This window comes from Streptomyces sp. NPDC042201 (genome assembly GCF_055582185.1).
In genome coordinates this window covers 74,967-101,365 of sequence record NZ_JBVJDS010000007.1, presented here as the reverse complement: position 1 = coordinate 101,365, position 26,399 = coordinate 74,967, and the positions used below count along the sequence as shown (strand labels likewise).

The 26,399-nt window shown below is 70.8% G+C and carries 24 protein-coding genes and 1 tRNA gene; 7 read left to right on the top strand and 18 right to left on the bottom strand.

Features of this window, described 5'->3' with window-relative positions; translation table 11 throughout:
* Positions 1 to 121: 121 nt before the first annotated feature.
* Positions 122 to 1,630 carry an RDD family protein gene (locus ACZ6MZ_RS18610; protein ID WP_469353030.1) on the bottom strand — a complete coding sequence of 503 codons (1,509 nt, stop codon included), beginning with the start codon at positions 1,628 to 1,630 and terminating at the stop codon, positions 122 to 124.
* 451 nt (positions 1,631 to 2,081) lie between these two features.
* Here ACZ6MZ_RS18610 and ACZ6MZ_RS18605 point away from each other — a divergent pair, with 451 nt between their 5' ends.
* On the top strand, positions 2,082 to 2,558 hold the full coding sequence (locus tag ACZ6MZ_RS18605; RefSeq protein ID WP_384185053.1) for an SsgA family sporulation/cell division regulator: 477 nt from the start codon (positions 2,082 to 2,084) through the stop codon (positions 2,556 to 2,558).
* Between the two features lie 127 nt (positions 2,559 to 2,685).
* Here ACZ6MZ_RS18605 and ACZ6MZ_RS18600 read toward each other — a convergent pair whose 3' ends face one another.
* Positions 2,686 to 4,053, bottom strand: coding sequence for an FAD-binding oxidoreductase (locus ACZ6MZ_RS18600; protein ID WP_469353029.1), 1,368 nt, complete (start codon positions 4,051 to 4,053; stop codon positions 2,686 to 2,688).
* Between the two features lie 97 nt (positions 4,054 to 4,150).
* On the opposite strand from ACZ6MZ_RS18600, the gene ACZ6MZ_RS18595 reads away from it, so the two are divergent.
* Entirely contained in the window at positions 4,151 to 5,719 is a 1,569-nt protein-coding gene (locus ACZ6MZ_RS18595) for a tetratricopeptide repeat protein (protein WP_469353027.1), read from the top strand.
* A gap of 52 nt (positions 5,720 to 5,771) precedes the next feature.
* Here ACZ6MZ_RS18595 and nthA read toward each other — a convergent pair whose 3' ends face one another.
* From nthA to hppD, 4 genes are all read right to left on the bottom strand, one after another.
* A complete protein-coding gene (nthA, locus tag ACZ6MZ_RS18590; RefSeq protein ID WP_469353026.1) occupies positions 5,772 to 6,359 on the bottom strand; it encodes a nitrile hydratase subunit alpha in 588 nt (195 codons plus the stop codon).
* Positions 6,356 to 6,700 carry an SH3-like domain-containing protein gene (locus tag ACZ6MZ_RS18585; RefSeq protein ID WP_469353024.1) on the bottom strand — a complete coding sequence of 115 codons (345 nt, stop codon included), beginning with the start codon at positions 6,698 to 6,700 and terminating at the stop codon, positions 6,356 to 6,358. Before ACZ6MZ_RS18585 ends, nthA begins: the two co-directional genes overlap by 4 nt.
* Complete coding sequence (locus tag ACZ6MZ_RS18580) at positions 6,693 to 6,974, bottom strand: hypothetical protein (protein ID WP_384192208.1); 282 nt, start codon at positions 6,972 to 6,974, stop codon at positions 6,693 to 6,695. Before ACZ6MZ_RS18580 ends, ACZ6MZ_RS18585 begins: the two co-directional genes overlap by 8 nt.
* Positions 6,975 to 7,094: 120 nt before the next feature.
* Entirely contained in the window at positions 7,095 to 8,234 is a 1,140-nt protein-coding gene (gene hppD / locus ACZ6MZ_RS18575) for a 4-hydroxyphenylpyruvate dioxygenase (protein WP_384192214.1), read from the bottom strand.
* A 172-nt stretch (positions 8,235 to 8,406) separates the two neighbouring features.
* On the opposite strand from hppD, the gene ACZ6MZ_RS18570 reads away from it, so the two are divergent.
* From ACZ6MZ_RS18570 to ACZ6MZ_RS18555, 4 genes are all read left to right on the top strand, one after another.
* Positions 8,407 to 8,886 carry an Lrp/AsnC family transcriptional regulator gene (locus tag ACZ6MZ_RS18570; RefSeq protein ID WP_384192205.1) on the top strand — a complete coding sequence of 160 codons (480 nt, stop codon included), beginning with the start codon at positions 8,407 to 8,409 and terminating at the stop codon, positions 8,884 to 8,886.
* 102 nt (positions 8,887 to 8,988) lie between these two features.
* Positions 8,989 to 9,609 (top strand): ArsR/SmtB family transcription factor, encoded by a 621-nt coding sequence (locus ACZ6MZ_RS18565; RefSeq protein WP_389783169.1) that lies wholly within the window; start codon positions 8,989 to 8,991, stop codon positions 9,607 to 9,609.
* 15 nt (positions 9,610 to 9,624) lie between these two features.
* Entirely contained in the window at positions 9,625 to 9,849 is a 225-nt protein-coding gene (locus ACZ6MZ_RS18560; RefSeq protein ID WP_389783168.1) for a hypothetical protein, read from the top strand.
* Positions 9,846 to 11,222 (top strand): MFS transporter, encoded by a 1,377-nt coding sequence (locus ACZ6MZ_RS18555; protein ID WP_469353022.1) that lies wholly within the window; start codon positions 9,846 to 9,848, stop codon positions 11,220 to 11,222. Before ACZ6MZ_RS18560 ends, ACZ6MZ_RS18555 begins: the two co-directional genes overlap by 4 nt.
* Here ACZ6MZ_RS18555 and ACZ6MZ_RS18550 read toward each other — a convergent pair.
* The 4 genes from ACZ6MZ_RS18550 to ACZ6MZ_RS18535 form a co-directional block, all read right to left on the bottom strand.
* Positions 11,152 to 11,940, bottom strand: coding sequence for a S16 family serine protease (locus ACZ6MZ_RS18550; RefSeq protein WP_469353021.1), 789 nt, complete (start codon positions 11,938 to 11,940; stop codon positions 11,152 to 11,154). The genes ACZ6MZ_RS18555 and ACZ6MZ_RS18550 overlap by 71 nt on opposite strands.
* A gap of 168 nt (positions 11,941 to 12,108) precedes the next feature.
* A complete protein-coding gene (locus ACZ6MZ_RS18545; protein ID WP_384192191.1) occupies positions 12,109 to 12,750 on the bottom strand; it encodes an IclR family transcriptional regulator in 642 nt (213 codons plus the stop codon).
* A 329-nt stretch (positions 12,751 to 13,079) separates the two neighbouring features.
* On the bottom strand, positions 13,080 to 14,867 hold the full coding sequence (locus ACZ6MZ_RS18540) for a DEAD/DEAH box helicase (RefSeq protein WP_389783163.1): 1,788 nt from the start codon (positions 14,865 to 14,867) through the stop codon (positions 13,080 to 13,082).
* Positions 14,868 to 15,286: 419 nt separating this feature from the next.
* A complete protein-coding gene (locus tag ACZ6MZ_RS18535; RefSeq protein ID WP_469353018.1) occupies positions 15,287 to 16,807 on the bottom strand; it encodes an MFS transporter in 1,521 nt (506 codons plus the stop codon).
* Positions 16,808 to 17,099: 292 nt separating this feature from the next.
* Between ACZ6MZ_RS18535 and ACZ6MZ_RS18530 the strand changes: the two genes are divergently transcribed.
* Positions 17,100 to 17,174 (top strand) — tRNA-Cys (locus ACZ6MZ_RS18530).
* Positions 17,175 to 17,279: 105 nt separating this feature from the next.
* On the opposite strand, the gene ACZ6MZ_RS18525 is transcribed toward ACZ6MZ_RS18530, so the two are convergent.
* From ACZ6MZ_RS18525 to ACZ6MZ_RS18490, 8 genes are all read right to left on the bottom strand, one after another.
* Entirely contained in the window at positions 17,280 to 17,954 is a 675-nt protein-coding gene (locus ACZ6MZ_RS18525; protein ID WP_469353017.1) for a hypothetical protein, read from the bottom strand.
* A gap of 107 nt (positions 17,955 to 18,061) precedes the next feature.
* Entirely contained in the window at positions 18,062 to 18,691 is a 630-nt protein-coding gene (locus ACZ6MZ_RS18520) for an AAA family ATPase (RefSeq protein WP_469353016.1), read from the bottom strand.
* Positions 18,692 to 18,725: 34 nt separating this feature from the next.
* Positions 18,726 to 19,265: a hypothetical protein gene (locus ACZ6MZ_RS18515; protein ID WP_384335971.1), complete on the bottom strand. Its 540-nt coding sequence runs from the start codon at positions 19,263 to 19,265 to the stop codon at positions 18,726 to 18,728.
* Positions 19,266 to 19,723: 458 nt separating this feature from the next.
* Complete coding sequence (mycP, locus tag ACZ6MZ_RS18510) at positions 19,724 to 21,094, bottom strand: type VII secretion-associated serine protease mycosin (RefSeq protein ID WP_469353334.1); 1,371 nt, start codon at positions 21,092 to 21,094, stop codon at positions 19,724 to 19,726.
* Positions 21,095 to 21,122: 28 nt separating this feature from the next.
* Complete coding sequence (locus tag ACZ6MZ_RS18505) at positions 21,123 to 22,607, bottom strand: hypothetical protein (protein WP_469353014.1); 1,485 nt, start codon at positions 22,605 to 22,607, stop codon at positions 21,123 to 21,125.
* 39 nt (positions 22,608 to 22,646) lie between these two features.
* A complete protein-coding gene (locus tag ACZ6MZ_RS18500) occupies positions 22,647 to 23,096 on the bottom strand; it encodes a hypothetical protein (RefSeq protein ID WP_389678762.1) in 450 nt (149 codons plus the stop codon).
* Between the two features lie 321 nt (positions 23,097 to 23,417).
* Positions 23,418 to 24,836, bottom strand: a complete 1,419-nt coding sequence (mycP, locus tag ACZ6MZ_RS18495; RefSeq protein WP_469353013.1) for a type VII secretion-associated serine protease mycosin — start codon at positions 24,834 to 24,836, stop codon at positions 23,418 to 23,420.
* 27 nt (positions 24,837 to 24,863) lie between these two features.
* Positions 24,864 to 26,351 carry a coiled-coil domain-containing protein gene (locus tag ACZ6MZ_RS18490; protein ID WP_469353011.1) on the bottom strand — a complete coding sequence of 496 codons (1,488 nt, stop codon included), beginning with the start codon at positions 26,349 to 26,351 and terminating at the stop codon, positions 24,864 to 24,866.
* Between the last annotated feature and the right edge of the window lie 48 nt (positions 26,352 to 26,399).

Sequence of the window (26,399 nt, the reverse complement as noted above, 5' to 3'; positions counted from 1 at the left end):
GCAGTGCACCGCGCCGGACAGGGGGCCGCAACGGCTCACCGTCCGTTCGGGGGAACGCGTCCCGCCGACGGGTTCGGACCGCCCTTCAGCCTGTCCCTCAGCCCGTCCTTCAGCCCGCCCCTCAGCCCGCCACGAAGGTACGGGCCGCCTTGTCGTGCCAGCACTGGCGCCACGGCCGGTCGATCAGACACCACAGCACATTGACGACGCCCACGACGAGCACCCCCAGCACGCCGTAGACCAGCCAGCGGCGCAGCGCGGCGCCGAAGGCCGGGGCCTCGTGCGACTCGATGTCCCGTACCTCGAGACCGCAGAGCTTCTTGCCCAGCGTGCGCCCCCACTTGGCGGTCGGCAGCGCCTCGTAGAGCACCCCGATGACCAGCAGTGCGGCGAGTACGCCGCCGAGGTAGCCGGCCGTCGTCCCGTCGAGCAGCCAGACGGTGACCGTCTCACCGGTCTGCTTCGCCGCCTCGATCTTCCCGTCGATATGGGTACGGGCCTTGGAGACGAGCGGGACGGCGACGGCGCCGACGATCGCTCCCAGTACGACGGTGTCGATGAGGCGGGCCACGAACCGCTTGCCGAGACCCGCGGGCCTGGCCGCCGCCTGGGCCTGCGCGGCCTGCAGGAACGGGTCGTTGACCGGGGGCTTCCACGGCACGACGGGCTGATCGGGCTGCGCGAGCTGGTGCACCTGCTGGGCCCAGGACGCGGCGCCGCCGCCGGCACCGGGGCTGACGGGCTGCGACTGCGGCTGCGACTGCGCGGGGAGCTGCGGCTGAGGCTGCGGCTGCGCGGGCGCCGCGCCCCTGCCGGAGGCGCCCGGGTTCAGCGCGCGGATCGCCATGGTGCCCTCGGGCTGTCCCGTACGGCCGGCCGCGGCGTCCTCGTCCTTCGCCCGGCGGGCGGCGCGCAGGGCGCGGATGGCGACGGTGCTGTCGACGGGCGGCTGGCTGGTCTCACGGGGCGTATGCGGCCGGCGCGTACCGGCGGCGTCCTGGCCGGCGTCCGGCCGGTCCGTACCGGCTCCGGATCCCGCGCCGCCGGATCCCTGACCGGTGCCTGTCCCCGTGCCCGCTCCCGAGGCGGGTCTGATGCCGCGTCGCATGGCGCGGATCGCGATCGTTCCGTCGGTGGGCGGCCGGCCGTCGTCCGGGCCGGGCCCCAGGGCGCGTACGCCGGGCAGGGCGCCGCCGGTCGGATCTCCGGGCGTGGGCGGCGGTACGTCATGGGGCGTCGCGGTGGGCGCGGGCGCCGGGTCGGGCACACGGGGGTCCTGGCCGGCCGCCGCTCCCCAGGAGACGCGGTTGTCGCGCTCGCCGCCGAAGCCGGTCTGACGCGAGGCGTCGGCCTGCCACACGGACGCCGGTTCCTGCCGGTGCTCCTCGGGCGGCTCCTCGTCGAGGAACATCGGCCCGGTCTCGTCGACGACGGGCGACGTGGGGGCGGCCATCGGGCCACCCGGCATCCCCTCGCCGGCCGGCGGCACCTCGCTGCCCTCGGGCGCGGGCCGGCTCGTACCGGGCACCCAGGCGGCGCCGTTCCAGTACCGGACGTATCCAGGGATGGACGGATCTGGATAGAACCCTTCCCGGGGTGCGTTCCCACCATCACCAGGAGGAGTAGCCACTGACCCCAACTCCGTTCACTCACCACACGTTTGACCTGTCCGGGCCACGGGATTCGCGTGGCACATGCCGCAGCGGCGACCGGGCGCGTACCTCCGCTTGTCCAAGGAAGACATTAACGAAGAACGGGGGGCCCGTAAGAAGGAGACGAACAGAATGCCCGCGTTCGTGCGGCTTACTGAAGACGTCACGGCGCAGCGCGGGGCTCCGGAAGCAGGATCCACCCGCTCGGACGTACGAAAAATAGGACACGAGTGCCCAAGAGGCGGCTGTGGCAGCCTTACCGGCCCCCGGGAGCCGGCCCCCGCGCCGCCCTGCGGCTCGGGCACTTTCCTGTCACGGAATGGACACAGAAAGTCCTTACCGAAAGTCGCGTCATGAACGGAGGGGTAGAGCCTCTCATCTGGTACGGCCCCACCGCAGGGCCCCTTGCCAGGAGAGGAAGTGCTGCTCATGCATACCGTTGTGGAACGCGAGCTGGAGCTGAATCTGGTGCTGTCGCCCGAGCGCGGCATCCCCGTTCCGGCTCGGCTGACCTATCGCACGGACGAACCGTTCGCCGTGCAGATCACCTTCCATATCCGCTCCGAGACCCCCGTGAAATGGACCTTCGCCCGCGAGCTGCTGGTGGAGGGGGCGTTCAGACCGTGTGGGCAGGGGGATGTCCGCATCTGGCCGACGCAGGTCGGCGGGCGCAAAGTCCTCTGTATCGCGCTCTCCTCGCCCGACGGCGACGCCCTGCTGGAGGCGCCCTCAGCGACGGTGTTCTCGTGGGTGGAGCGGACGCTGCGGGTCGTGCCCGCGGGTACGGAGACCGAGCGGCTCGGCATCGACGACGCGCTGGCCGAGCTGCTGGCGCGGACCCCGGCCGACGATCTGTGGCTGCGGGATCCCTGGCCCTCGGACGAGTCCGCGGACGGTGAGGCGTAGGGCGTACCCCAGAGATCGCCGCACCGGCCGCCGGCTCGGACAGCTCGGACAGCTCGGACCGCTCAGCCGGCTCCGGCAGCTGAGACAGCTCCGGCAGCTCCGGCAGCTGAGACACAGCTCCGGCAGCTCAGAACAGCTTCCCGGGGTTCAGCAGCCCCAGCGGGTCGAACGTCTGCTTGATACCTCGCTGCAACTCCAGCCCCACCGGACCCAGTTCGCGCGACAGCCACTCCTTCTTCAGCACACCGACGCCATGCTCTCCGGTGATCGTGCCGCCCAGCTCCAGCCCGAGTGCCATGATCTCGTCGAAGGACTCACGCGCCCGCCTGGACTCGTCCGGGTCCGCCGCGTCGAAGCAGACGGTCGGGTGCGTGTTGCCGTCGCCCGCATGGGCGCAGACACCGATCGTCAGCCCGTACTTCTCGCCGATGCGCTCCACGCCCTCGAGCATGTCGCCGAGGCGCGAGCGCGGTACGCACACGTCGTCGATCATGGTGGTGCCCTTGACCGCCTCCAGCGCGGTGAGCGAGAGCCGACGGGCCTGAAGCAGCAGTTCCGACTCGGCCGCGTCCTCCGCGGGCACCACTTCCGTGGCGCCGGCCTCGGTGCACAGCGCGCCGACCGCCGCCAGATCGGCTGCGGGGTCCGGGGTGTCGAAGGCCGCCAGCAGCAGCGCCTCGGTGGTGTCGGGGAGGCCCATGTTCGCCATCGCGTTGACGGCGCGGACGGTCGTACGGTCCATGAGTTCGAGCAGGGACGGAGTGTGCCCGCGCTCCATGATGCGGCAGACGGCGTCACAGGCGGCGGCCGCTGAGCCGAACTCGGCGGCCAGGACGAGCTGCTGGGGCGGCTGGGGCTTGAGTGCCAGGACGGCCTTGACGACGATGCCGAGGCTCCCCTCGGAGCCCACGAAGAGCCGCGTCAGGTCATAGCCGGCGACACCCTTGGCGGTACGGCGGCCCGTGGTGAGGAGACGGCCGTCGGCAAGGACGATGTCCAGCCCGAGGACGTACTCCGCGGTGACGCCGTACTTGACGCAGCACAGCCCGCCGGAGGCGGTCCCGATGTTCCCGCCGATGGTGCACATCTCCCAGCTGGACGGGTCCGGCGGGTAGTAGAGACCCCGCTCACCGACGGCGCGGGAGAGGGTCGCGTTGATGACGCCCGGTTCGACGACGGCGATCCGGTCGACCGGATTGATCTCCAGGATCCGGTCCATCTTCGTCAGGGAGAGGACGATGCACCCGTCCGAGGCGTTCGCGGCGCCCGACAGTCCCGTACGGGCCCCCTGCGGGACGACGGGGACGCGCAGCGCGGTCGCGGTGCGCATGACGTGCTGGACCTGTTCGACCGAGCGTGGCAGGACGACCACCGCGGGCGTGCCCGCCTCGCAGAAGCTCGCCATGTCATTGGCGTAGGAGGCGGTGACGTCCGGATCGGTGATCAGGGCTTCGGCGGGGAGCCCGGCCCGTAGCTGTGCGAGAAGGTCGTCCATGATCCCAGCGTCGCACCCGGGGCCATCGGTGTGAACCCGTCTGCGATCCACACCGCAAGACCGGGTGTGTTCTTCATATTGACGCACAGTAATCAGCATGAACGCCATGAAGACGGAGCAGGTCAGGCAAGTCAGAAAGGCGGCCCTGGCGGTCGGGGTGGGTGCGGCGCTGGTCGGGGGCGTCCTGCTGTTCGTCCCCGACCAGGGCCCCGTGCCCCCGCCGAGCCCCGAGGCACGGGCGATGATCGCGGTGGGCGCGGGGGCGCCGGCCGCGGTCCCGGACCTGACCGCGCTCATCAGCAACCGGGAGACCTGGCTGCGCACCCATCCCGAGGACGATCAGTCGTGGTCCGTGCTCGGCGCGGCCTATGTGGAGCGCGGGATGAGCGGGGCGGATTCGGCGTCGTACCCGAAGGCCGACCAGGCGCTCCAGCGCTCGCTCGCGGTCCGGCCGGCCGAGCGCGGGAATCTCATGGCGCTGGTGGGTCTCGGCTCGCTCGCCAACGCCAGGAACGACTTCGCCGCCGCCAAGAAGTGGGGCGAGACGGTACGGAATCAGGAGCCCGCGCAGTGGATGGCGTATCCGGTGCTGATCGACGCGTACAGCGGTCTCGGCGACTACAAGGCGGCGGCCAAGGCCCTGGACAAGCTGAAGGAGCTGCGGACCGACGGGCCGGTGCTGGAGCGCTCGGCCCAGGTCTACCGCGCCCGCGGCTGGCGTGAGGACGCCATGGCGAAGGCGACCGAGGCGGTCGCGGGCGCCGGGGCGCCGACGGAGAAGGCGGAAGCGCTGTCCATGCTGGGTGAGCTGGCCTGGGACCGGGGTGAGCCGCAGGAGGCGCTGGGACACTACGACGCGGCGCTGGCGGCGGCGAGCGGACACTACGCGTCGCGGGCCGGGCGGGCGAGGGCGCTGGCCGCGCTGGGCAGGACGGAAGAGGCGTACCGCGACTACCAGACCGCGCTTGAGAAGCTGCCGGAGCCCGAATACGCCCTGGAGCTGGGCGAGTTGTACGACTCATTGGGCCTGAGCGGCGATGCGCAGAGCCAGTACGCGACGGTGCTCACCCGGGCCAGGGAGGCGCAGGGGGACGGGGTGGACGAGGACCTGGTGCTCGCCCGGTACGAGACCGCGCACGGGGATCCGCAGGCGGCGGTCGCGCGGCTGAGGACGGAGTGGGAGCAGCGGCACCGGAGCATGGAGGTCGCGGACGCGCTGGGCTGGGCGCTGTACGAGGCGGGTGAGGACGACGAGGCGCTGAAGTACGCGAAGAGGGCGACGGAGCAGGGGCAGGGGCGCGCGCTGTTCCTGTACCACCGGGGGGAGATCGAGCGGTCGCTGGGCATGGACGGATCCGCCCGCCGCCACATCGGGGAGGCGCTGCGGCTGAATCCCTCCTTCTCGCCGCTGCTGGCGCCGAGGGCGCGGGAGGCGCTGAACGAGCTGGGCGAGATGCCGGAGGGCGGGCCGGAGAACATGTACGGGGACGGGGAGGAGGAGGAAGTCGAGCTCGTACCGGCCCGGAAGCCCGCGCCGGGGCGCTCGGGCGCCCCGTCCAGGAAGGCGGAGTCCGCGACCCCGACCCCGACCACACCGGGCCTGCACGCTCCGGTGGGGACGATGGCCCCGGCGAAGCCGTCGCCCGCGACGTACGGCCGAGGCTGAGCGCACGGCCGGTCGCTGGGGCGCGCGCCGTGGACCGCTGGGGCGCGCGCTGTCAGACCGCCGCCGTGCCGATCAGCGCGTTACGGGTGACCAGCGCGGCCAGCTCCTCTTCGGCCAGGCCTTCCGTGCCCTCGGGGCGGCGCGGCAGGACCATGTAGCGGGTCTCCGAGGTGGAGTCCCACACGGTGATCTCCATGTCCTCGGGGAGCGTGAGGCCGAACTCCCCGAGGACGGCGCGCGGTTCGCGGACGACCCTGGACCGGTACGCCTCGCTCTTGTACCAGCTTGGCGAGGGGCCGAGCAGCCGGATCGGATAGCAGGAGCAGAGGGTGCAGACGATGACATTGTGCGTGTGCGCGGTGTTCTCGACGACCCGCAGCCGCTGCGGCTGCACTCCCCCGGCGGCCAGGCCGAGTTCGGTGATCGTGGTGGTCGCGTCGGCGAGCAGCCGTTCGCGGAAGGCCGGGTCGGTCCAGGCCCGTGCCACCACCCGGGCGCCGTTGGCCGGCGAGGCACCGGAGAGGAACGCGTCGATGACCTCGTCGAGCGCGGGGCCGGCCACGATCCCGCGCTCTTCGAGAAGGGTTTCCAGGCGCCGTACCTGCCGGGAGATCCGGGCGTCGGTGTGTGTACCGCTCACTGCGGGTCGTCCTCCAGATAGCTCTCGAACAGGTCCAGTACGACCCGGTGGTCGCCGTCGCCCCACAGCTCGCGGGCGGCGAAGCTGACCGCGTACACCTGCTCCACGGGCGCGTCCCCGCGCCCCTGGGCGTTGATGTCGGCGAGCGGCGCGCGGCCCTCGGGCTCCACGATCGTGCCGTGCTTGCCACGGGCGTAGCGCGGCAGCCGGGTGTGGTGGGGCGGGTCGTGGTGCACAGTGCGTACGGACGCCCCGATCGCGAAGCGGTCGCGCACCGGACCACCCGCCGCTCGCACCGCCCGCTCACCGGCCGCGCGCTCACCGGCCACCCGCTCATTCATCGAGCTCGCCCGCCTCGATGACGCCCTTGCGCTCCAGCAGCGTACGGATCGCGTGGAACCACCGCTCGTAGTACGAGGCGGCCAGATACTCGCCGGGCGGCATGGACTCGACGGCGTCGCGGAACTCGTCGAGGTTGAAGACCTTCCCGGCGATGAGAGCGCGGTTGAGGGCGAACACCCGTGCCTCCCAGTCCGCGTGGAAGGGCTCGGTGTCGTCGGTGGTGTCGATCGGCCCGAAGCCCTGCATGCCGCCCACGTCATTCATCCTCGCCATGACCGCACCCTAAGGGCTGTCCGCGAGCACCGCCCGGCATTCGGCGCGGACGTGGAGCGGCCCCACGGGTGAGTTTCCGTGGGGCCGCTGCACAGCCGGGTCGCGCTCGGGCGCCGCGCGTCAGAGGTTGCCGCGCTTCTCCTGCTCGCGCTCGATCGCCTCGAAGAGCGCCTTGAAGTTGCCCTTGCCGAAGCCCATGGAGCCGTGCCGCTCGATCATTTCGAAGAAGACGGTCGGCCGGTCCTGAACGGGCTTGGTGAAGATCTGCAGCAGATAGCCGTCCTCGTCACGGTCGACCAGGATCTTCAGCTCGCGCAGGGTCTCGACGGGCACCCGGGTCTCGCCGGCCCACTCGCCGAGGGTGTCGTAGTACGAGTCGGGGGTGTCGAGGAACTGGACGCCCGCGGCCCGCATCGCCGTGACGGAGGCGACGATGTCGTTCGTGGCGAGCGCGATGTGCTGGACGCCGGCCCCGCCGTAGAACTCCAGATACTCGTCGATCTGCGACTTCTTCTTCGCGATGGCGGGCTCGTTGATCGGGAACTTCACCTTGAGGGTGCCGTCCGCGACGACCTTCGACATGAGCGCGGAGTACTCGGTGGCGATGTCGTCGCCCACGAACTCCTTCATGTTGGTGAAGCCCATGACCTTGTTGTAGAAGCCGACCCACTCGTTCATCCTGCCGAGCTCGACATTGCCCACGCAGTGGTCGATGGCCTGGAAGGTGCGCTTCGCGGCGGGCTCGACGATCGGGGCGGCGGCGCCGAAGCCCGGGAGGTACGGACCGTCGTAGCCGGAGCGCTCGACCAGGGTGTGGCGGGTCTGGCCGTAGGTGGCGATGGCGGCGAGGACGACGGTGCCGTGCTCGTCCTTGACCTCGTACGGCTCCTGGACGCCACGGGCGCCGTGCTCGGTGGCGTACGCGTACGCGGCCCGCGCGTCCGGCACCTCGATGGCCAGGTCGACGACGCCGTCGCCGTGCTCCGCGACATGCTCGGCGAGGAAGCGGCCCCGCTCGGTGGACGGCCTGATGACGGAGGTGAACACGAAGCGGGCCGCGCCGTTGGTGAGGACGTAACTCGCGGTCTCGCGGCTGCCGTTCTCCGGTCCGGAGTAGGCGACGAGCTTCATGCCGAAAGCCGTGGAGTAGTAGTGCGCGGCCTGCTTGGCATTGCCGACGGCGAAGACGACCGCGTCCATGCCCTTGACCGGGAAGGGATCGGCTTCGCGCGCGGTGTCGGGGGCGGTGTCGAGGTTCATCGAGGTGTCAGCCATGGCCTCAGGCTCCCGCCGTTCCACAAGGTGCGCAACAGTTCGCGCATTCGCTGAGCACTGTGCACAGTGGATCGGGAGAATGGCGGGGCTATCTGCACAGGATGACTACAGCGTGACGGGCCACGATCACACGGCCCACGATCTCAGGGGGACGGTCATGAGCATCGACGGACTCGACGGCAGGCTCATCGTGCTGCTGGCACAGGAACCCCGGATCGGGGTGCTGGAGGCCTCGCGCCGGCTCGGGGTGGCGCGCGGGACCGTACAGGCGCGGCTCGACCGGCTTCAGTCGAACGGAGTCATCCGGGGGTTCGGGCCGACCGTCGACCCCGCCGCCCTCGGCTATCCGGTCACGGCCTTCGCCACGCTGGAGATCAAACAGGGGCAGGGCACGGACGTACGGGCGCACTTGGCGACCGTCCCCGAGGTGCTGGAACTGCACACCACCACCGGACAGGGGGACATGCTCTGCCGGCTGGTCGCCCGCTCCAACGCCGATCTTCAGCGGGTGATCGACCGGGTCCTCGGCTTCGAGGGCATTGTGCGGGCCTCCACCGCGATCGTCATGGAGAACCCCGTACCGCTGCGGATCATCCCGCTGGTGGAGCAGGCGGCGGAGGACTCCGACCGGGGCTAGGTCCGGCCCGGTCCGCCCTGGTCCTCGCTGCCCGAGAGGTTGCAAAGGGTCCGTTGCAAATAAAGGGTTGCAACGAATCCTTTGCAACTTTACGGTGGTGTCATGCCCGACACCCCCGACGCGCCCGCGTCCCCCGGCTCCCCCGAGCCCTCGCTGTTCACGCTCGACCCGCACTCCCTGCGCGGGCTGGCCCATCCCCTGCGGATGCGGCTGCTCAACTCCCTGCGGCACCAGGGCCCCGCCACCGCCTCCCAACTGGCCGACCGCCTGGACGAGTCCAGCGGTGCCACCAGCTATCACCTGCGCCAGCTCGCCGCGTACGGCTTCATCGAGGACGACCCGGAGCGCGGCAAGGGGCGGGAGCGCTGGTGGAAGTCCGTCCATCAAGGCATGACGTTCGGCGACTCCCTCTACTTCGACCAGGACCCCGAGGTCCGCGGCGCCGTGGACTTCTATATGCATGAAGTGGCGAATCTGCACACCCAGGAACTGACCACCTGGCTCGGCACCAGGCGTGAGTGGCCCGACAGCTGGGCCAGGAATTCGGACCTGAGCAATTTCACGCTGCGGCTGACGCCGGGGCTCGCGGAAGAGCTGGACCGGAAGATGCACGAGCTCGTCAACAGCTACCGCGACCTCGCTCCGGCGGACGGCACGGAGGGGGCGGAGGACGCCGCCCAGGTCCGCGTCCATCTGCACCTGTTCCCGCGCGCGACCGACTGAAAGGGCCCACCTGTCATGCATCCCGACGTCCATCTCCAGCTGCACTCCCTACGCGCCGACGAGCTCCGCCGGGAGGCCGCCTGCCGCCCCGACCTCCACCCTGCCGTCCGCCCCGCTCCCCGTGCCGGGCTCCGTACCGACTTCCGCGCCGCCCTCCGTACCCGACTGGGCTGGACCCTGGTCGAGCTGGGGCTGCGTCTCGTCAACCGACCGGCGCTGTCCAAGGCCCGGCTCGCGTGACCGGCACGGGGGGACAGCGAAAACCGCTCGCGGCCGTCCTGGCCGCCAACGCCGTCTCGGCCGCGGGGACGGCCCTGAGCCTGATCGGCATCCCCTGGTTCGTCCTGCAGACCACCGGCAGCGCGGGCCGCGCGGGCGTCGTCGCCTTCTGCGCCACACTGCCGATCATCATCGCCGCCGTCATCGGCGGCCCGGTCATCGACCGGATCGGGCGGCGGCGGATCTCCATCGCCTCCGACCTGCTGTGCGCCACCGCCGTCGGCGCGGTTCCGCTGCTGCACTACGCGGGCGTACTGGAATTCTGGATGCTCTGCGCGCTCGTCGCCGTCAACGGTCTCGCCCATACGCCGGGCAGGACCGCGCGCTATGTCCTCCTGCCGGATCTCGCCACACACGCGGGCATGACCCTCCCGCGCGCCGCGAGCCTCTTCGACGCCGTCGAGCGCGGGGCCAGGATGGTCGGGGCCGCGCTCGCCGGTCTGCTGATCGCACTGATCGGCGCGGAGTCCGCGCTGCTGATGGACGCGGCGACCTTCGCGGCATCCGCCCTGCTGGTCACGGCGGGACTGCACGGCATACGCGCCGCGGAGCCGGTGAAGGGTGCGGCGCCCGTCTCCTTCCGCACGTACAGGACCGAACTGCGCGAGGGATACGCCTTCCTGCTGCGCACCCCGCTCCTGCTGGCCGTCGTCCTGATGGTGATGGCCATCAACGGCCTCGACCAGGGCTGGAACGCGGTCCTGCTGCCGGTGCACGCCGAGCGGAATCTCGGCGGAGCGACGGAACTGGGCCTGCTCACCGCCACGTTCGGCGCCGGAGGACTGCTGGGCGCGCTGCTGTACGGCGCTGTCGGGCACCGCTTCTCACGCCATGCCGTCTTCGCCGTGTGCGCGCTGGTCTGCGGTGCGCCGCGCTTCGCGGTGGCGGGGCTCACGGACTCCACGTGGGCGCTCGGGGTGACGATGGGCGCGGCCGGACTCGCGGGCGGGACGCTCAACCCGATCCTCACGACGGTGATCTACGAGCGCGTACCGCTGGAACTGCGCAGCCGGGTGTCGGGCGCGATGACCGCCGGCTGCGAGCTGACCATGCCGCTGGGCGGGCTGACGGCGGGCCTGCTGGTCGAGGGCTCGGGAGTGGGTCCGGCGCTGCTGCTGATGGGTGGGGCCTATCTGCTGGCGACGCTGAGCCCGCTGGTGTTCCCGGCCTGGCGCGGCCTGAACGGCGAGGCCGGCGGAGAGACCGGCGGCTATGTCGGTGGTAAGGCGGGCGTTGGGGCGGGCGGCGAGGTGGCCGACGACATCAGCAGCTCGGAACCCGGCTGCCCTTCTCCAGCGCCCGGAGCGCGGACACCGCGCCCTTCAGCGTCGTAACGGGCACCAGCCGCATCCCCTTGGGAAGCTCGGACTTGGCGTCCGCGCACTCCGCCTCCGGGACGAGGAAGACGGTCGCGCCGTCGCGGCCCGCCGCCTGTGTCTTGAGGGACACCCCGCCGACCGCGCCGACCCTGCCGCTGCCGGTGATCGTGCCCGTACCTGCGATCGTGCGGCCGCCGGTCAGATCGCCGCCCGAGCCGTCACCGTCGAGCTTGTCGATGATGCCGAGGGCGAAGAGCAGCCCGGCGCTGGGGCCGCCGACATCGGCGAGATGCAGACTGACGCGGACCGTCTTCGGGTCCTTGTGCAGATAGCCGAGGGCCGCCTGGGTCGCGGTGTCCTGTGACCGCACCATGTCGCGGACGTTGTGCTTCTCGATCTGCTGGTCGGACTGTCCCGACGGATAGACCGCCTCGCGCGGCAGCACGGCACGGTCCGTGCGGAACCAGCCGTCGATCACATCGCCGAAGTCGACATCGGCGGAAGGACCGGTCGCCACGATCGTCGTCATCCGCAGCTCGCCCCTGGTCTCCCGGGCGGGCACCCCGCTGATCGTGATGACCTCCCGGCCCTGGTTGGCCCCGAGGACATCCGCGGTCAGACCGGGCTGCGCCAGGGCGTACGGCAGCGGGGCGACGCCGACGATGACGAACAGCACGACGATCGGAAGCGCGCAGAGGACGAGGGCGCTGGGGCGCGAGAGACGAGAGAACACGGTGTCAATGTAGCGGCCGCCCGGGACCGCCGGTCCCGGGCTCCGTCCGGAGCGCCCCCGCACGCCGGGAACGGTCCCGCGCCGTATGCCGGGCGCGGGGTGTCGCGGCAGGTCAGCGGGGGATGTCGCAGGACCTCGAAGCAGGTCAGCGCACGGCCTCGCGGCAGGTCAGCGCAGGGCGTCCGCCACCTCCCTGGCCGCGTCGACGACGCGCGGACCCACCCGTTCCGGTACGGAGTCCGCGAGCATCACCACGCCCACGCTGCCTTCGACCCCGGTCACCCCGACCAGCGCGGCGGCCGCGCCGCTCGCGCCCGCCTCCAGCTCGCCGTGGGTGAGGGTGCAGCGCGGCTCGGTGAAGGAGCTCTGCCGGGCGGCGAGTATCGCCTTGCCCGCGGCGCCCCGGTCGAGCGGATGGCGGAAGCCGGCCCGGTAGGCGACGTGGTAGTCGGTCCAGGTCGGCTCGACGACCGCGACGGCCAGGGCCTCGGCTCCGTCGACGAGCGTCAGATGCGCGGTGGCACCTATGTCCTCGGCGAGCGAGCGCAGCGCGGGCAGGGCGGCTTCCCGTACCAGCGGATGCACCTGGCGGCCGAGGCGCAGCACACCGAGGCCCACCCTGGCGCGGCCGCCCAGGTCGCGGCGGACCAGAGCGTGCTGTTCGAGCGTGGCGAGTAGTCGGTAGACGACGGTCCTGTTGACCCCGAGTTTGTTGGACAACTCGGTGACGGTCAGGCCGTGGTCGGTGTCGGCGAGCAGTTTGAGGACGCGCAGTCCCCGGTCGAGCGTCTGGGAGGTCTCCGCGGTCACGACGCCCTCTCCTTCGGAGTGAGTGACGACGGCACTCTCACGAAGGCCGCGGCGCCGGTCCCATCGGCACCGCACGGAGAGGCCGCCGGCGGCCCTGGCACACCGGCTGCGCTCCGCTGCGGATGCGCAACGGAGCGTTTACATGTGCCGGGACAGTAGCGAGCGGCACCGCTGAGCGGAAGACCTCGTCCAGAATCCGGTCACAGAAGGAAAGTTGGTCCCGACAGCCACGAGTGGCCGCTGCCCGGATCAGGCAGCGGCCACAGAAAGGAAAAGATGGGGTGAGGAGAGGAGGTGAGGAGAGGAAAGGAACAGCTACGGGTACGGCGTCACCGCATCCGGGTGGCCCACTCCTGGACCTTCGCGATCCGCTCCCGGATCTGCCCCGCCGTCGCCTCGGCGCTCGGCGGCCCGCCGCACACCCGGCGCAGCTCCGTGTGGATCACCCCGTGCGGCTTGCCGCTCTGGTGTACGTACGCGCCGACCATCGTGTTCAGCTGTTTGCGCAGCTCCAGCAGCTCCTTGTGGGACACCACGGGCCGCCGCTCGGCGGGCAGTTCGAGCAGGTCCGCCTCGGAGTCCGGCTTCTTGCGGCTGTGCGCGATCTGCCGGGCCTGCCGCTTCTGGAGCAGCAACTGCACCTGGTCGGGCTCCAGCAGGCCGGGAATGCCCAGATAGTCCTGCTCCTCCTCGCTGCCCGGATGCGCCTGCATGCCGAATTCGGCGCCGTCGTACAGCACCCGGTCGAAGACGGCGTCGGACTCCAGGGCCTCGAAGGGCAGCGCGTCCTGCTCCCCGGTGTCCTCGTCCTGCAGCTTCTCGGCCTCCGCCATCTCCTTCTCGGACTCGGCGTAGGGGTCCTCCTCGCCGGTCTTCTTCGGCTTGTCGAGTACGTGGTCGCGCTCGACCTCCATCTCGCTCGCGAAGCCGAGCAGGCCCGGGATGGTGGGCAGGAAGACGGACGCGGTCTCGCCACGGCGCCGGGACCGCACGAAACGGCCGACGGCCTGCGCGAAGAAGAGCGGGGTCGAGATGGTCGTCGCGTACACGCCGACGGCGAGGCGCGGCACGTCGACGCCTTCCGACACCATGCGGACCGCGACCATCCAGCGGTCCTCGCTCTCGCTGAACTCATCGATCCGCTTCGACGCGCCGGTGTCGTCGGAGAGGACGACGGTCGCCTTCGTACCGGTGATCTCGCGGATGAGCTTGGCGTAGGCGCGCGCCGAGTCCTGGTCGCTCGCGATGACAAGACCGCCGGCGTCCGGGATGCCCTTGCGCACCTCGGTGAGCCGCCGGTCGGCGGCGCTCAGCACGTTCGGCATCCAGTCGCCGCGCGGATCGAGCGCGGTGCGCCACGCCTGGGAGATGGCGTCCTTGGTCATGGGCTCGCCGAGCCGGGCCGCGATCTCGTCACCGGCCTTGGTGCGCCAGCGCATGTTGCCGCTGTAGCTGAGGAAGATGACGGGCCGGACGACGCCGTCGCCGAGGGCGTTCCCGTATCCGTACGTGTAGTCGGCGGACGAACGCCGGATGCCGTCGTTGCCCTCCTCGTACGCCACGAAGGGGATGGGGTTGGTGTCGGACCTGAACGGTGTACCCGTCAGCGCGAGGCGCCGGGTGGCGGGCTCGAAGGCTTCGAGGCAAGCCTCGCCCCAGGACTTGGAGTCGCCCGCGTGGTGGATCTCGTCGAGGATGACGAGGGTCTTGCGCTGCTCGCAGCGGTTGCGGTGCAGCATGGGCCGGACCCCGACACCGGCGTACGTGACGGCGACGCCGTGGTAGTCCTTGCTCACCGGCCCCGCGCTGTAGTCGGGATCGAGCCTGATCCCTATCCGCGAGGCCGCCTCCGCCCACTGCTTCTTGAGGTGCTCGGTCGGCGCGACGACGGTCACCTGCTGGACGACATGGTGGTGCAGCAGCCAGGAGGCGAGGGTCAGCGCGAAGGTCGTCTTCCCGGCGCCGGGGGTCGCGACGGCGAGGAAGTCACGTGGCTGCTCCTGGAGATATCGGCCGAGGGCACCCTCCTGCCAGGCGCGCAGCTTGTTGGCGGTGCCCCAAGGGGCGCGGCCCGGGAAGGCGGGTGAGAGGTGGTGGGAGGAGGCTGTAGTAGTCACGGTCTCCGGTTCGGACGTGGGGTTACGTACGACAACCGGGCCACCCTACCGGCGGCGCGACGGCTTCCTCGTACCAGCGACGCCCCGAGCGGGCGGATGCGACAGCGGTCACATTTCTGGGGCCGGCAGATCCCAGAGCCACTCCGAGAGGGCCTTCACCTCATCCACCCGGCCCGTGGCCCACGTGGGGTCGGACTGGCACCACGGCCGGACCTGTACTGCCTAGGTCCTGTCCGGCGGATCTTCGGGGGCCCGGGACGCCTGGCACGGCACCTCGCTGCGTTGTCGAATCGTCCAAGTACGTCCAGTACGAGCACGATCCTCCGCCTTGCGATGCTCCCCCGTAGCCTGAACGGCACGGGAGGTGCCCCCTCCACCAGACGCCCCGGGCTGATCCCCGAAGATCCGCCGGACAGGACCTAGCGCACCCGTACCCGCGTCGCCACCCACACCCCCACCAGCGCCACCGCGGCCATCGGCAGGAACACCGCCGCGAAGGCCGCCGGGTGCGAGCCCGTCGTACCCGCCGCGCCTGCCACCGCGTGGCCGCCCACCGCGCCGCCGCCCAGCGCCGCGAACGCCGCGCCGCCCGCCGCCAGCAGCAGTACGTTCGACAGCCCGTCGGAGATCTGGAGCGCGGCGGAGTTCGCGCCGGCCTCCTCCGGGGCCGAGAGCTTGAGCAGCAGCACGCTCGTCGACGCGATCACCGCGCCCATGCCGAGGCAGCCGACGCCCCAGGCGGCGCCGAGGATCCATACCGGCACGGACTCGATCAGCACGCTCGGCGCCGTCGCGATGGCCAGCGCGACCAGCACCATCCCGCCGGCCATCAGCCGCTCGCGGTACGGCTCCATGCGCGGCCTGGACTGTACGTACGAGCCGAGCGCCCAGGTCGCGCCGCCGAGCGCGAGCGAGAGCCCGGCCATCGTCGGCGACAGCCCGCGCTGGGTGACCAGCATCAGCGGGACGAAGCTCTCCGCCGCTATGAAGGCCCCGGCGGAGACGCCGCGCAGCAGCACCACGGACGGCAGCCCGCGGGCCGCGCGCCAGGTGCCGCCCGGCAGCAGCCCGAGGACGGCGGGGACGAGCAGCGCGACACCCGCGACCGCCGGGACGAGCGAGAGGGGGCGCAGGTCCTGGCCCGCGTACTGGAGCAGCGCCGCACCCAGCGAGATCCCGAGGGCGAGCCGGATCCTGCGCCGGTCGAAGGCCGCGGCGGGCGCCGTGGGGTCGGCGGGGCCGGACGCCATCCGCCGGATCGCGGGCAGGGCGAGCGCCAGCGGCAGCACGACGAGGGCCGGAATGCCGAGGAAGACCCAGCGCCAGCCGAGATGTTGGGTGACGGTGCCGGAGGCGAGCGGTCCGACGACGGAGGGAATCACCCAGCACGCGGCGAACGCGGCCATGATCGCGGGCCGCAGCTTCTCCGGATAGGCGCGGCTGACGACGACGTACAGCGCGACGATGACCAGTCCGCCACCGAGCCCTTGGACGGCCCGGCCGAGGATGAACAGCCACATCGTGCCGGCCGTACCGGCGACCACCAGCCCGGCGGCGAAGGCACTGATCCCGGCGGCGAGCGGCGCGAGCGGGCCGCTGCGGTCGGCCCACTGGCCGGAGAGCACCATGGCGAAGAGGCTGGTGGTGAAGTACGCGGAGAAGGCGAAGGCGTACAGCGGGATGCCGTCCAGCTCACGCGCGGCCACCGGCATCGCGGTGCCGACGGCGGTCGCCTCGAAGGCGATGAGGAGGACGACCGAGACGATGCCGATGCTGAGAGCCCGGTGCTTCGGGCCCAGTACGCCACCGCTCAGGCCGGGCATGCCGTCCAGGCCGAGGTCCGGGCAGGTCGCGGCGATGCCGGATACGGCAGGCAGCGGGGTTACGGCGGACAGGTCGGCGGGAGCGACGTCGGCGTCGCCGGGTTCCAGGGCGGTCATGGCCTCAGCGTAAGGGGCGTAGCCACTGTTGAGCCCTGTCGCGGGACGGAACGGCCCTGGTCCCTTGGTCGTACGACCAGGCGCCCTGAGGCGGCCGGTTCGGGCCGTTCCGGCCGGTTCCAGCCGGTTCCGTCCGCTCCCGGCTGGTTCTGGCGGGTCCTGGCCAGTGCCGGACACTCCTCGCCGCCCCTTCGGCCGACCGTGAACGGAGTGTGGCAGTCGCGTTGCGTGACGCCCGGAAGCCTTGAGCCCCGCTCGCCACCCCCCTACGGTCATGAATGGTGAAAGGCACGGCCGTGTGCCCGAGTGGTTGAGGGACTCGCCTGCAAAGCGAGTTACGCCGGTTCGATTCCGGTCACGGCCTCCACGGACGCGACAGCGGCCGCCCCCGGGGGACGGGGACGGCCGCTTCGGCCTGCGGTGGCCGCGGCGCCGGTGGTGCCTGCGCGCCTGCGGTGGAGCGCCGTGCTCGCTACGCGACAGACTCCAGGGCCGGCGTCTCGGGGAGATCGCCGTTCGCCGCGCAGCCCAGTTCCTTGGCCAGCGCCAGCGAAGCCGAGTGCAGGACGGTCATGTTCGCCTTCATGAACTCGCTCCCGCTCCCGGCGGCTTCGGAACGCTTGCGCAGACTGCCGAGGATCATCGGGGGATCCCCATCGCCGTCCTTCATCCTGGAGGCGTCGCACTCGAAGAAGAGCAGCGACTTCCGTTTGGAGGCAAGCGCCTTGCTCCCCATGGGATAGCCGGCCCAGCCCGGCGGGATCTCGTCCCCCTCGGCGTCCGCGGGATCCGCCAGCTCGAAGCTGATCCTGATATCCGCACGGTCCCGGATGCCGCGGGGATAGACCAGACAGAGATCGTAGGAGTCGCGCAGCCCGCTCCCCTTGTTGACCGGCCCCAGCCGCTCGTAGTCCTCGGCGGTCCGCCCGGCGACCCCCGAGACGCTCTCGCCGCCGGTCGTCGGGGTGAAGGACTTCGCCTCGGTGATCTTTTCCAGCGCCTCGGCCGCCGCGGGCGACAGGCTTCCGTCGCACTGGTCGGCCGCCTCGACGCCCTCTCCGGCCTTCGGGTCCTCCGTACAGCCCTGCGCACCGAGCAGCACGAAGGCGCACACGGCGGGGATCAGCATGCGTCGGGTTCTGTTCAAAGCCACTTTCCTCAATCCTGCGGCCGCTCGCCCTTGTCCAGATTCTGGCTGAGCACATCGTCCGCCTTGAGACCGTGACTGTCCTTTATGCGCGCCCCCGGCGTTTCCTACCGCCCCGGCAGGTCGCCGTCCTCGACACGGGCCGTGTCCAGCCCGGCCAGAATCGCGTCGACGGTCTCCGCCACGCCGAGTTCGGCCGTGTCCAGCCAGAGCCCGATACGCGGAGTCTCCTCCCGGAACACCCGGTCCAGGGCCTCGACAGTCCAGCCCGCCCCGTATCCGGTCTTACCGCGCCCCGCTTCCCTGACCGCGACGGCCGTCGGGCCCGGCGCCAGCACGACGACATAGAGGGGCCGGGTCCGTACGAGACCGACGTACTCCGCCAGGTCCGCGCCGATCACGATGTCCTGCACCACAGCGGCCCAGCCCTCACCCGCATAGGTGTCGGCGACGCTCGCGGAGAGCCGGTACCGGAGCCGCAGTTGGGCGGCGGCCTCCTCGCTCGCCCCCGGCACCATCTCCTCCCGCCCGGAGACGACCATCCGCCGGAAGACGTCCCCCCGCACATGCACGGCCCGCGGCAGCCGCTCGGCGAGCGCCTGGGCGACGGTGGACTTCCCGGCCGCCATGATCCCGGTGACGAGCACCACGGCGGAAGCGAGCGTGCCGGGCTGCGGGCCGCCGAGCTGTGAACTGCCGGGATGCGAACTGCCGGGATGCGGGGCGTTCTCGACCATGCCGCGGACCGTATCGCTATCGCGCGCGGAGCCGTCAGTCCTCGGGCATGTCGGAGTACCGCTGGAAGGTCTCGGTACCGGTACCGCCCGCCGTCCATACGACGCTGATGGAACCGCCGCTGAAGGTGAGGTCGCCACTGCGGTCCTCGGACTCCACCCGCTCCCCGCCCCGCTCGCAGAGCAGCGCGATGCGGTACTTCTTACCCGCCTCCTCGACCTTGCGCACACCCCTGCACTCGAGCCCGGAATGGACGAGCACGACCGAGATCTTGTCCGGCGCGGTGGTGTCCTCGCCCTCCAGCATCCCGAGCATTCCGCCACCGGAATCCGACCGCCACATGCCTTCGATACCGGTACCGGTGGGCGCGGCGCCTATGTCGTCCGTCTCCTCCTCGGAAGGAGTCGGCTCGGCGACCTCCTCGCTCGGGGAGAGTTCATCGCTGGGGGTCACGCTGGGGCCGGCGCTCGACGCGGCGTCCTTGCCGTCGCTCTCACCACCGCCCCCGCCACTGGTCGCGAACCAGACCCCACCCCCGACGACGAGCACAGCCGCCACCGCCGCACCGATCAACACAGCTGTCCTGCGCCCACCAGGGCCTCGGCCACCGGAGCCAGGGCTGCTCTGCGGCGGCGGAGAGGGAGGCGGATACCCGCCGTACTGCTGCACGGCGGCCGGATCCTGCGGGCCGTAGTAAGGCGGCTGCTGCGCATACGGGTTGGCCTCGACGGGCACGCCCTGCGGAGGCTGCACCGGCGGCGGAAACGCATGGGGCCCGGGCTGCCCATACTGCCCCGGCTGACCCGGCTGCCCGTACTGCCCCGGCTGCCCTTGCTGACCCGGCTGCCCCTGAGGCGCCCCGAAGCCGTCGGGCGGAGGAGGATACGGCGGCTGACTCATCGGTCTCTACCTCGATCCACGGGCCTACTGCCCGTACGTGGGGGGATCACTTGCTGGGCCTGCGCACACGCGGCCTCCGAAAGTGGATTCCAACGATTCGAGATAAGTGCGCTGGTCGGGTTCTGGTATTCGGTTCAGTTCTTATAGCCAGGTCCCGGAGGGTTGGCTTGGGGCATGGTCGGGTTCTGGCCGGGCTGCGGGGGGCTGTAGGGCGGCGGGTAGTGCGGCTGCTGGTGGTACGGGGCGAAAGCGGGGGCCGGGGGCTGGGGAGGTGTGGTGGCGCGGCGGCGGGAGCGGACGATCGGGACCGCCACCGCAGCGCCCAGGAGCACGGCCGCGCCGATGCCCAGACCGATCCAGAGGCCGGTGTTGCCACCGTCGTCGGAGGCGCCGGCCGCTGCGGGCGCCTGCTTGTCGTCCTCGTTGCTGCCTGTGGCCTTGGAGGATTCAGGAGCAGGCGCCGCGGGAGCGGCGGCCGCGAGGTCGGGCAGCGGATACTCGTCGGCCGGCCCCGGGTCGCCCGGGGTCTTCAGCGCGCGGAGAGGACGGACCACGCCGTAACCGATGTGGTCGTTGCGCTCGTTGCCGCTCGTCGGGGCGCCGATGGTGTTGAGCATGACCCGAAGGACTTGGTTGTTGGTCCAGTCCGGATGCTTGGACCAGATCAGCGCGGCGGACGCGGAGGCGATGGCGGTGGCATCGCTGGTGCCGTGCGAAGTACACAGACCGGTCTTGCCGCCGCAGGCGGCGACCATCCCTTCACCGGGGGCCGAAACATCGACCTGAGGGCCGTACTGGGACTCGTCGGTCTTCTTCACGTCCTTGCCGATGGCCCCGACACCCACGACTCCTGGGGTACCGGACGGGAACCGCACGCTGTTGTCCGCTTCGGCGTTGTTCCCTGTGGCGGCGAAGACCAAGGAATTTTTTTCGAGGGCGTACTTGACAGCATCCGTCAGCTCTTGCGATCCCTCTCGCGCGCCCATCGAGATGTTGATGACTCTGGCATTCGAATCAGCCGCGTACCGGATAGCGGCCGACGCGGACTTGTTGAACTCCTCCACCTCTGACTCACGGTTGGCGTTCCCCTGCGCGTCCCGCATGCGAATAGGAAGGATCTTGGCTCCGGGCGCAAGGCCGAAGGCGCCGTCTCCCCCACCGCTCTTGCCCGTGCCGGCGATGAGCCCGGCCATGTTCGTACCGTGTCCGTCATAGTCGGTGTGCTCATCGCCCGCTTCGTCCGGCGTCAGGTCTTTGCCCTTGAGGACCTGGCCCAGGAGATCGGGATTCGTATCATCGACACCACTGTCGATTACCGCGACGGTCACACCCGTGCCGGTGCTGATCTGCCAGATCTCCTCGGCGCCCATGGCATCCAGATGCCATTGCTGCGAGCGGATGGAGTCCGCGTACGCCGGCGTCCCCGCGCCGCCCACCAGCAGCACCGCCAGTACAGCCAAGACAGTGGTCCCGCTTCGGCCCCTTCGGGGGCTGCTGGTACGCATCTGTTCTCTACACCGCTTCCCTGCGAGATTATTCGATGACCGGAGGTACGACACGTCGACCGCTCTGCCGCCAGGTCTCCTCGTCTTCGGTGAGGTAGTCCGGCCGCTCGCCTCTCGTGTCGTCCTGACGCGCCTGCGCACCGTTGGCACGCGGCGCAATCGCTCCACCGCGTGCCATCTGACCGCCTGCCTGCCTGCCTTCGCCGGCCGCTCCTCGGACCAGGCCGGAGCCGCCCGGGGTGAAGGGGCGCGCACTCGTACGGCCAGCCTGTTGCGGGCGGCCTCCGACGATGCCGCCGGTCTCTCCGGCGAGACGGCGGCCCCCGGCAAGTCCGTTCTGGCCGGGGATCGTTCCGCCCATTCCCCCGCCGGCGCCATGTCCCATCGGCGGGCGCCCGTGCATGCCCTCGCCCCCGATGACCGTCCCGCGCGGGATCCCTCCCATGGGCCGGCCGGAGTTGGGCGGGACGGGCCGGCCACCAACGATTCCGCCATCCCGCGGCATCCGTCCGGGGGAACCACCGGTGAGGCCGCCCTGTCCAGGCATCAGAGGAGGACGGGGACTCGCGACAGGCCGTCCCGTGCCGAGCTGGCCGGGATTGCCGGACGGACCTCCACCGAACGCGGGCGTAATGCCCAACGACGGAGTGCCACCGCCGTCGGGCCCGCCCGCTGCCGGCGCCCCGTTCGGCGCTACCGGAGGGGCCGTCAGGGTGGGCCCTTGCGTGCCGATACCTGCGATCTCCGTGGTGGTTGAACGCTCCGGCCGCGTCACACTCGCCGGAGACAACGTGTCGGTACGGAGCGACGGGCCGGAATTCTCGGCCGCTCCCCCGCCACGTACCGACTGCGGATAGTCGCCGCCTCCGGACGATCCCGAGCCGTAGCCACTCCCGGTGCGTGCCAAATCCTGCCCGGAGCCGTATCGCCCGTCGTCCGGCACGAACTCCGACGGCGGCGGCCGGAACGTCGGTACCTCCAGCTTGCCCATCTGCGTCTGGGACTGCTGGTACGACTGCGCCAGCTTCCGCATCTGGGCCGCCGCCTCGATGCGGTTCCGCTCCGCGCCCGCCGCCAGCGTCTCCAGCGATTTGCTGGTCACGGCCGCCGAGTCCGGGTCGTTGCGTGCCTCGGCGGCCGCAGTCAGATTGGCCTTCGCGCCCGCGGTGTCACGCGGGATGGCGCTCTGGGCCTCGGCGATGGCATCGGAGGCACGCCCCATCCACTTCGAGGCCTCGTCGCTGTAGTCGGCCAGCCGGTACGTCGCACTGGCCAGGCTCGCGCCCCAGTCGATGAAGGCCTGATTGCCCTCGCCCGTCCATTCGACGCGCTCCGGGCGGAACTTGAGCTGCTGGGCGATGTCACGGATCTCTCCGGCCGCCGCGGCGAGCCTGTCCGCGGCCCCCTGCACCATCCCGCTCTCCGCCTGGTCCAGCCAGGCGAGCATCTCCTCGTGGGACATGCTCTCGAAGGCGGTCGTGCCGTCGACCCCGCCGCTCTCCCTGTATTCCATTTCGACGCCCTGCCTATCCCCGTAATCCCTGCCACGCCGCTACTGAATCTGGCCACCGGAGGTGTCGTCCGGCTGCCCCTGCTGCCCCTGCTGCGTCGTGTCCTGGTGCTGGTCCGGCACCGTCGGATCGCGACGCGGATCGTAGTGCTCTTTCGCGCTCTCCTGGATGGCGCGCATGCGCCTGCCGATGTCGTCGTCGAGCTGCCCGAAGCCGTCCTTGGACGCCACCACCGCGATGCCCATCCCCTCCAGCGAATCCGCCAGGAGCTTCGACAGCTGCTTCAGTTGGTCGATGACCGTGGTGTAGGCGTCGGACAGGCCGGCCGCTTCGATCCACCCAGGACCGCCACCGCCGAACTGGCCCCGGCCCACCGGCTCGGCGCCCACCTTGTCCGGGCCTGCCGCCGAGCCGTTGAGATTGATGATCAGCTGGTCGACGCGCTTCTTGAAGGCCACCATCGACTCAGGGTCGTAGAGCACAGAAGCCATCGCAGGATTGACCCTGCGCAGGGCATCTTCGTCACTCATCGGTGCCGGCCCCGACCCACCACCGTCCGCGATCAGCACAGACGCCTCCCCCGTTTTGCCAATGCTTCGCAGATCACCTTAGCCAAGGGCGGTGACACTACCTATCCCCGGGTTGCACGTGCAACGCACTTCACACGGGCGGGTGTTGGCCACCTTCACAGCCTCCGCAGGGCCTTCACAGGTAGCGGCTTGTGGCACGATTTGCTCCGGCCGTACCCGTCGCGCGGCCGAAGGACCAGGGAGAGCCGAAGGACCAGGGAGGTAGCCGCTTCGGCTTCTGGATCAGCCCGGATAGCCGGGGCCCCGGGGGTCGGCGTGCGGCGCGTGCTGGCCCTGGCCGGGCTGCGGTGGGGTGTAGGGCGGATACGGGGCGTTCTGCTGCTGGTGCGGGTACGGCTGGGGCTGGTACGGCTGGGGCTGGTACGGAGCGAAGCCGGGAGCCGGCGGCTGGGGCTGCGGGGGCACCGCGGCGCGGCGGCGGGAGCGGACGATCGGGACTGCGACGGCGGCGCCGATGACGAGCGCCGCGCCGATGCCCAGACCGATCCAGAGCCCGGGGTTGCCGCCGTCGTCCGACGCGGCGGCTGCCGCGGGCGGCTCGCTCTGCTGATCGCCCTCGGTGCCGCCCGGCGCCTTGGAGGCTTCAGGGGCCGGCGGCTTGGGAGCGGCAGCCGCGAGGTCGGGCAGCGGATACTCGTCGGCCGGGCCCGGGTCGCCGGGCGTCGTCAGCGCGAGAAGCGGGCGTACAGCGCCGTAACCGACCTGGTCGCTGCGCTTGGCACCGCCCTTGACGCCGCTCGCCGTGTTGAGCATGACGCGCAGAACCTGATTGTTCGTCCAGTCCGGGTGCTTGGACCAGATCAGGGCGGCGGAGGCGGAGGCGAGGGCGGTCGCAGGGCTCGTACCCGTGCCTTCACAGAGTTGGGTACCGCCCGAACAAGCGTTGGTGATGTCCTCGCCCGGGGCTGAGAGATCTACCTGCGGACCCCACTGCGAGACGCTCGTACGTGCGGCGTTCCGATCAAGGGCCCCCACTCCGACGACTCCCGGTGTGGCCGCCGGATACTGGATCTGGTTTCTCTTGGCTCCGTCGTTGCCCACGGAGGAAAAGATCAGCTTGTCCTTGTCGAGGGCGTACTTCACAGCCTCGGTGAGTTCGGGAGCTCCGCCCTCATCGTTTCCCACAGAAATGTTGATGACCTTGGCATCGGAGTCGGCGGCGAATCGAATTGCCTTGCTCATGCTTTCCGCAAAGCTTTCCTTGGCTCCTTTCGCCCCCCACCGCTCCTCTGCGTAGGGGAACCGAATAGGGAGGATCTTGCTGCCCGGAGCAAGTCCGTAAGAGCCCTGCGTCGGACCACGCTTTCCCGTCGCCGCAATCAGTGCCGCCATTGCCGTGCCGTGGTTGTCGACGTCGTTGTTCTCGTCGCCCGACAAGCCTGAGAGATCCTCCCCCTCCAGCACCTGCCCACGGAGATCAGGAACAGAGTCGTCAACTCCGGAATCGATCACAGCGACGGTTATCCCGCGGCCCGTGCTGATCTTCCAGATCTCATCGGCTTTCATGGCATCCAAGTGCCACTGCTGTTCACGCACGGTCTCGGCATGAGCGGGGGTCGCTGCGACACCCAGCAGCATCAGCCCCAGGCCGGTCGACACAGCACACCTGAAACCGGCCGACCGCCCACAGTTGATATGCATTTTCCCCTCAAGCCCATCCGTACGAGATCAGTCGATGACAGGCGGCACGATCCGCCGGCTGCCCTGCTGCCAGGTCTCTTCGTCCTCAGTCAGGTAGTCGGGGCGTTCGCCGTCCCTGTCGTCACCAGGAGGCTTCGTACCGCGCCCGCCCGGCGGAACGGCTCCGCCACGGCCCAGAGGTCCTGCCTGAGAGCCCGTACCGGGATTCGTGCCGCCACGAACCAGTCCCGATCCTCCGGGGGTGAACGGTCGCGCGCTGTTCTTTCCTGGCTGCTGAGCCCGTCCTCCGACGACACCACCGCTCTCGGAGGCCAGTCGACGCCCACCGGCGAGGCCGCTCTGCCCGGCGCCCCCGGCGCCGATACCGCCCATGCCTGGCCCCGCCCCACGTCCCATGGGCCCACGGCCTTGGGTTCCTTCGCCTCCGACCACCGTGCCCCGGGGGATCCCACCCGTAGGACGGCCCGAACTCGGCGGGACCGGGCGGCCCCCGACGATGCCGCTTTCGCGCGCCATCGGCATGCGGGGATTGAGTCCGCCTTGCCCCGGGAGGACGGGCCCGCGCACTCCGGGAGCCATCCGTCCGGGCCCTGTTGTACCTGGCAGGCCCGAACCACCGCTGAACGCAGGTGGTATGGCACCCGGAATCGGTGAGATCGGGCCGTCGGGCCTGGTCACCGGCTGATTCGCGGGGGGCGTGACAGACGGCGCCACAGAAACGTCGGGCAACGCCGCCACGCTGTCGATTTCCATGCCCACGGGAGTCGCACCGACTGGTCGATCGGCTCCGACCCTGCCCACACCACCCGACGCCCCGTAGTCGCCACTACCGGAGCCGTCCGAGGTCCCGCCGCGTCCGTACGCCGCACTGCCACCCGCACCCGCCGACGTGCCGCCCTCATACGTCTGGCCCGGCAACGCCTTATAGCCTTCGGGGGCGTCCCATTCCTTGCCCAAGTAGCCCGCCGGCGGCGGAAACGTAGGCGGCGTGACCAGGTTTATCTGTTCGCCCGACTGCACATAGGTCTCGGCCAGCTTCCGCATCTGCCGCACGGCTTCCGCGTGCGTCGCGTCCAGCGATGCCTGGGCGCTCGCGGCGTCCGACCGGGAGGTCTGGGCCGCCGTGCGCGCGTCGGGGTCGTTCCGGCTCCTGGGGTCCGTGGCCGCGGCCAGGTTCTTCTCCGCCGTCCGCAGGCTTGCCTGCGCGTTCTCGGTGTCGGACGTCAGAGGCATGTTGGCGTGTGCCTCGGTGATCGCCTGGGTGACCTGGGTCATCCAGGTGGCGGCGTTCTCGGCGTAACTGCCCAGGAGCAGCGTGGCGTTGGCCGTCTGGTCGCCCCACTCCCTGAAGTTGTCGCCGGCCTGCCCGTCCCATCGCACGATCCTGACGCGTGCCTTGAGGTCTTCGCCGATGTCATTGATCGTGGCGGCCGCCGCGGTCAGCTTCCCGGCGAGCATCATCGCCGTTTCCTTGCTGGCCGACGACAGCAGAGCCGTCAGCTCCGCGTGCGTCATGGACTCGAAAGGAGTCTCCCCCGACGACGGTTTCCCGCCCTTCCGCTC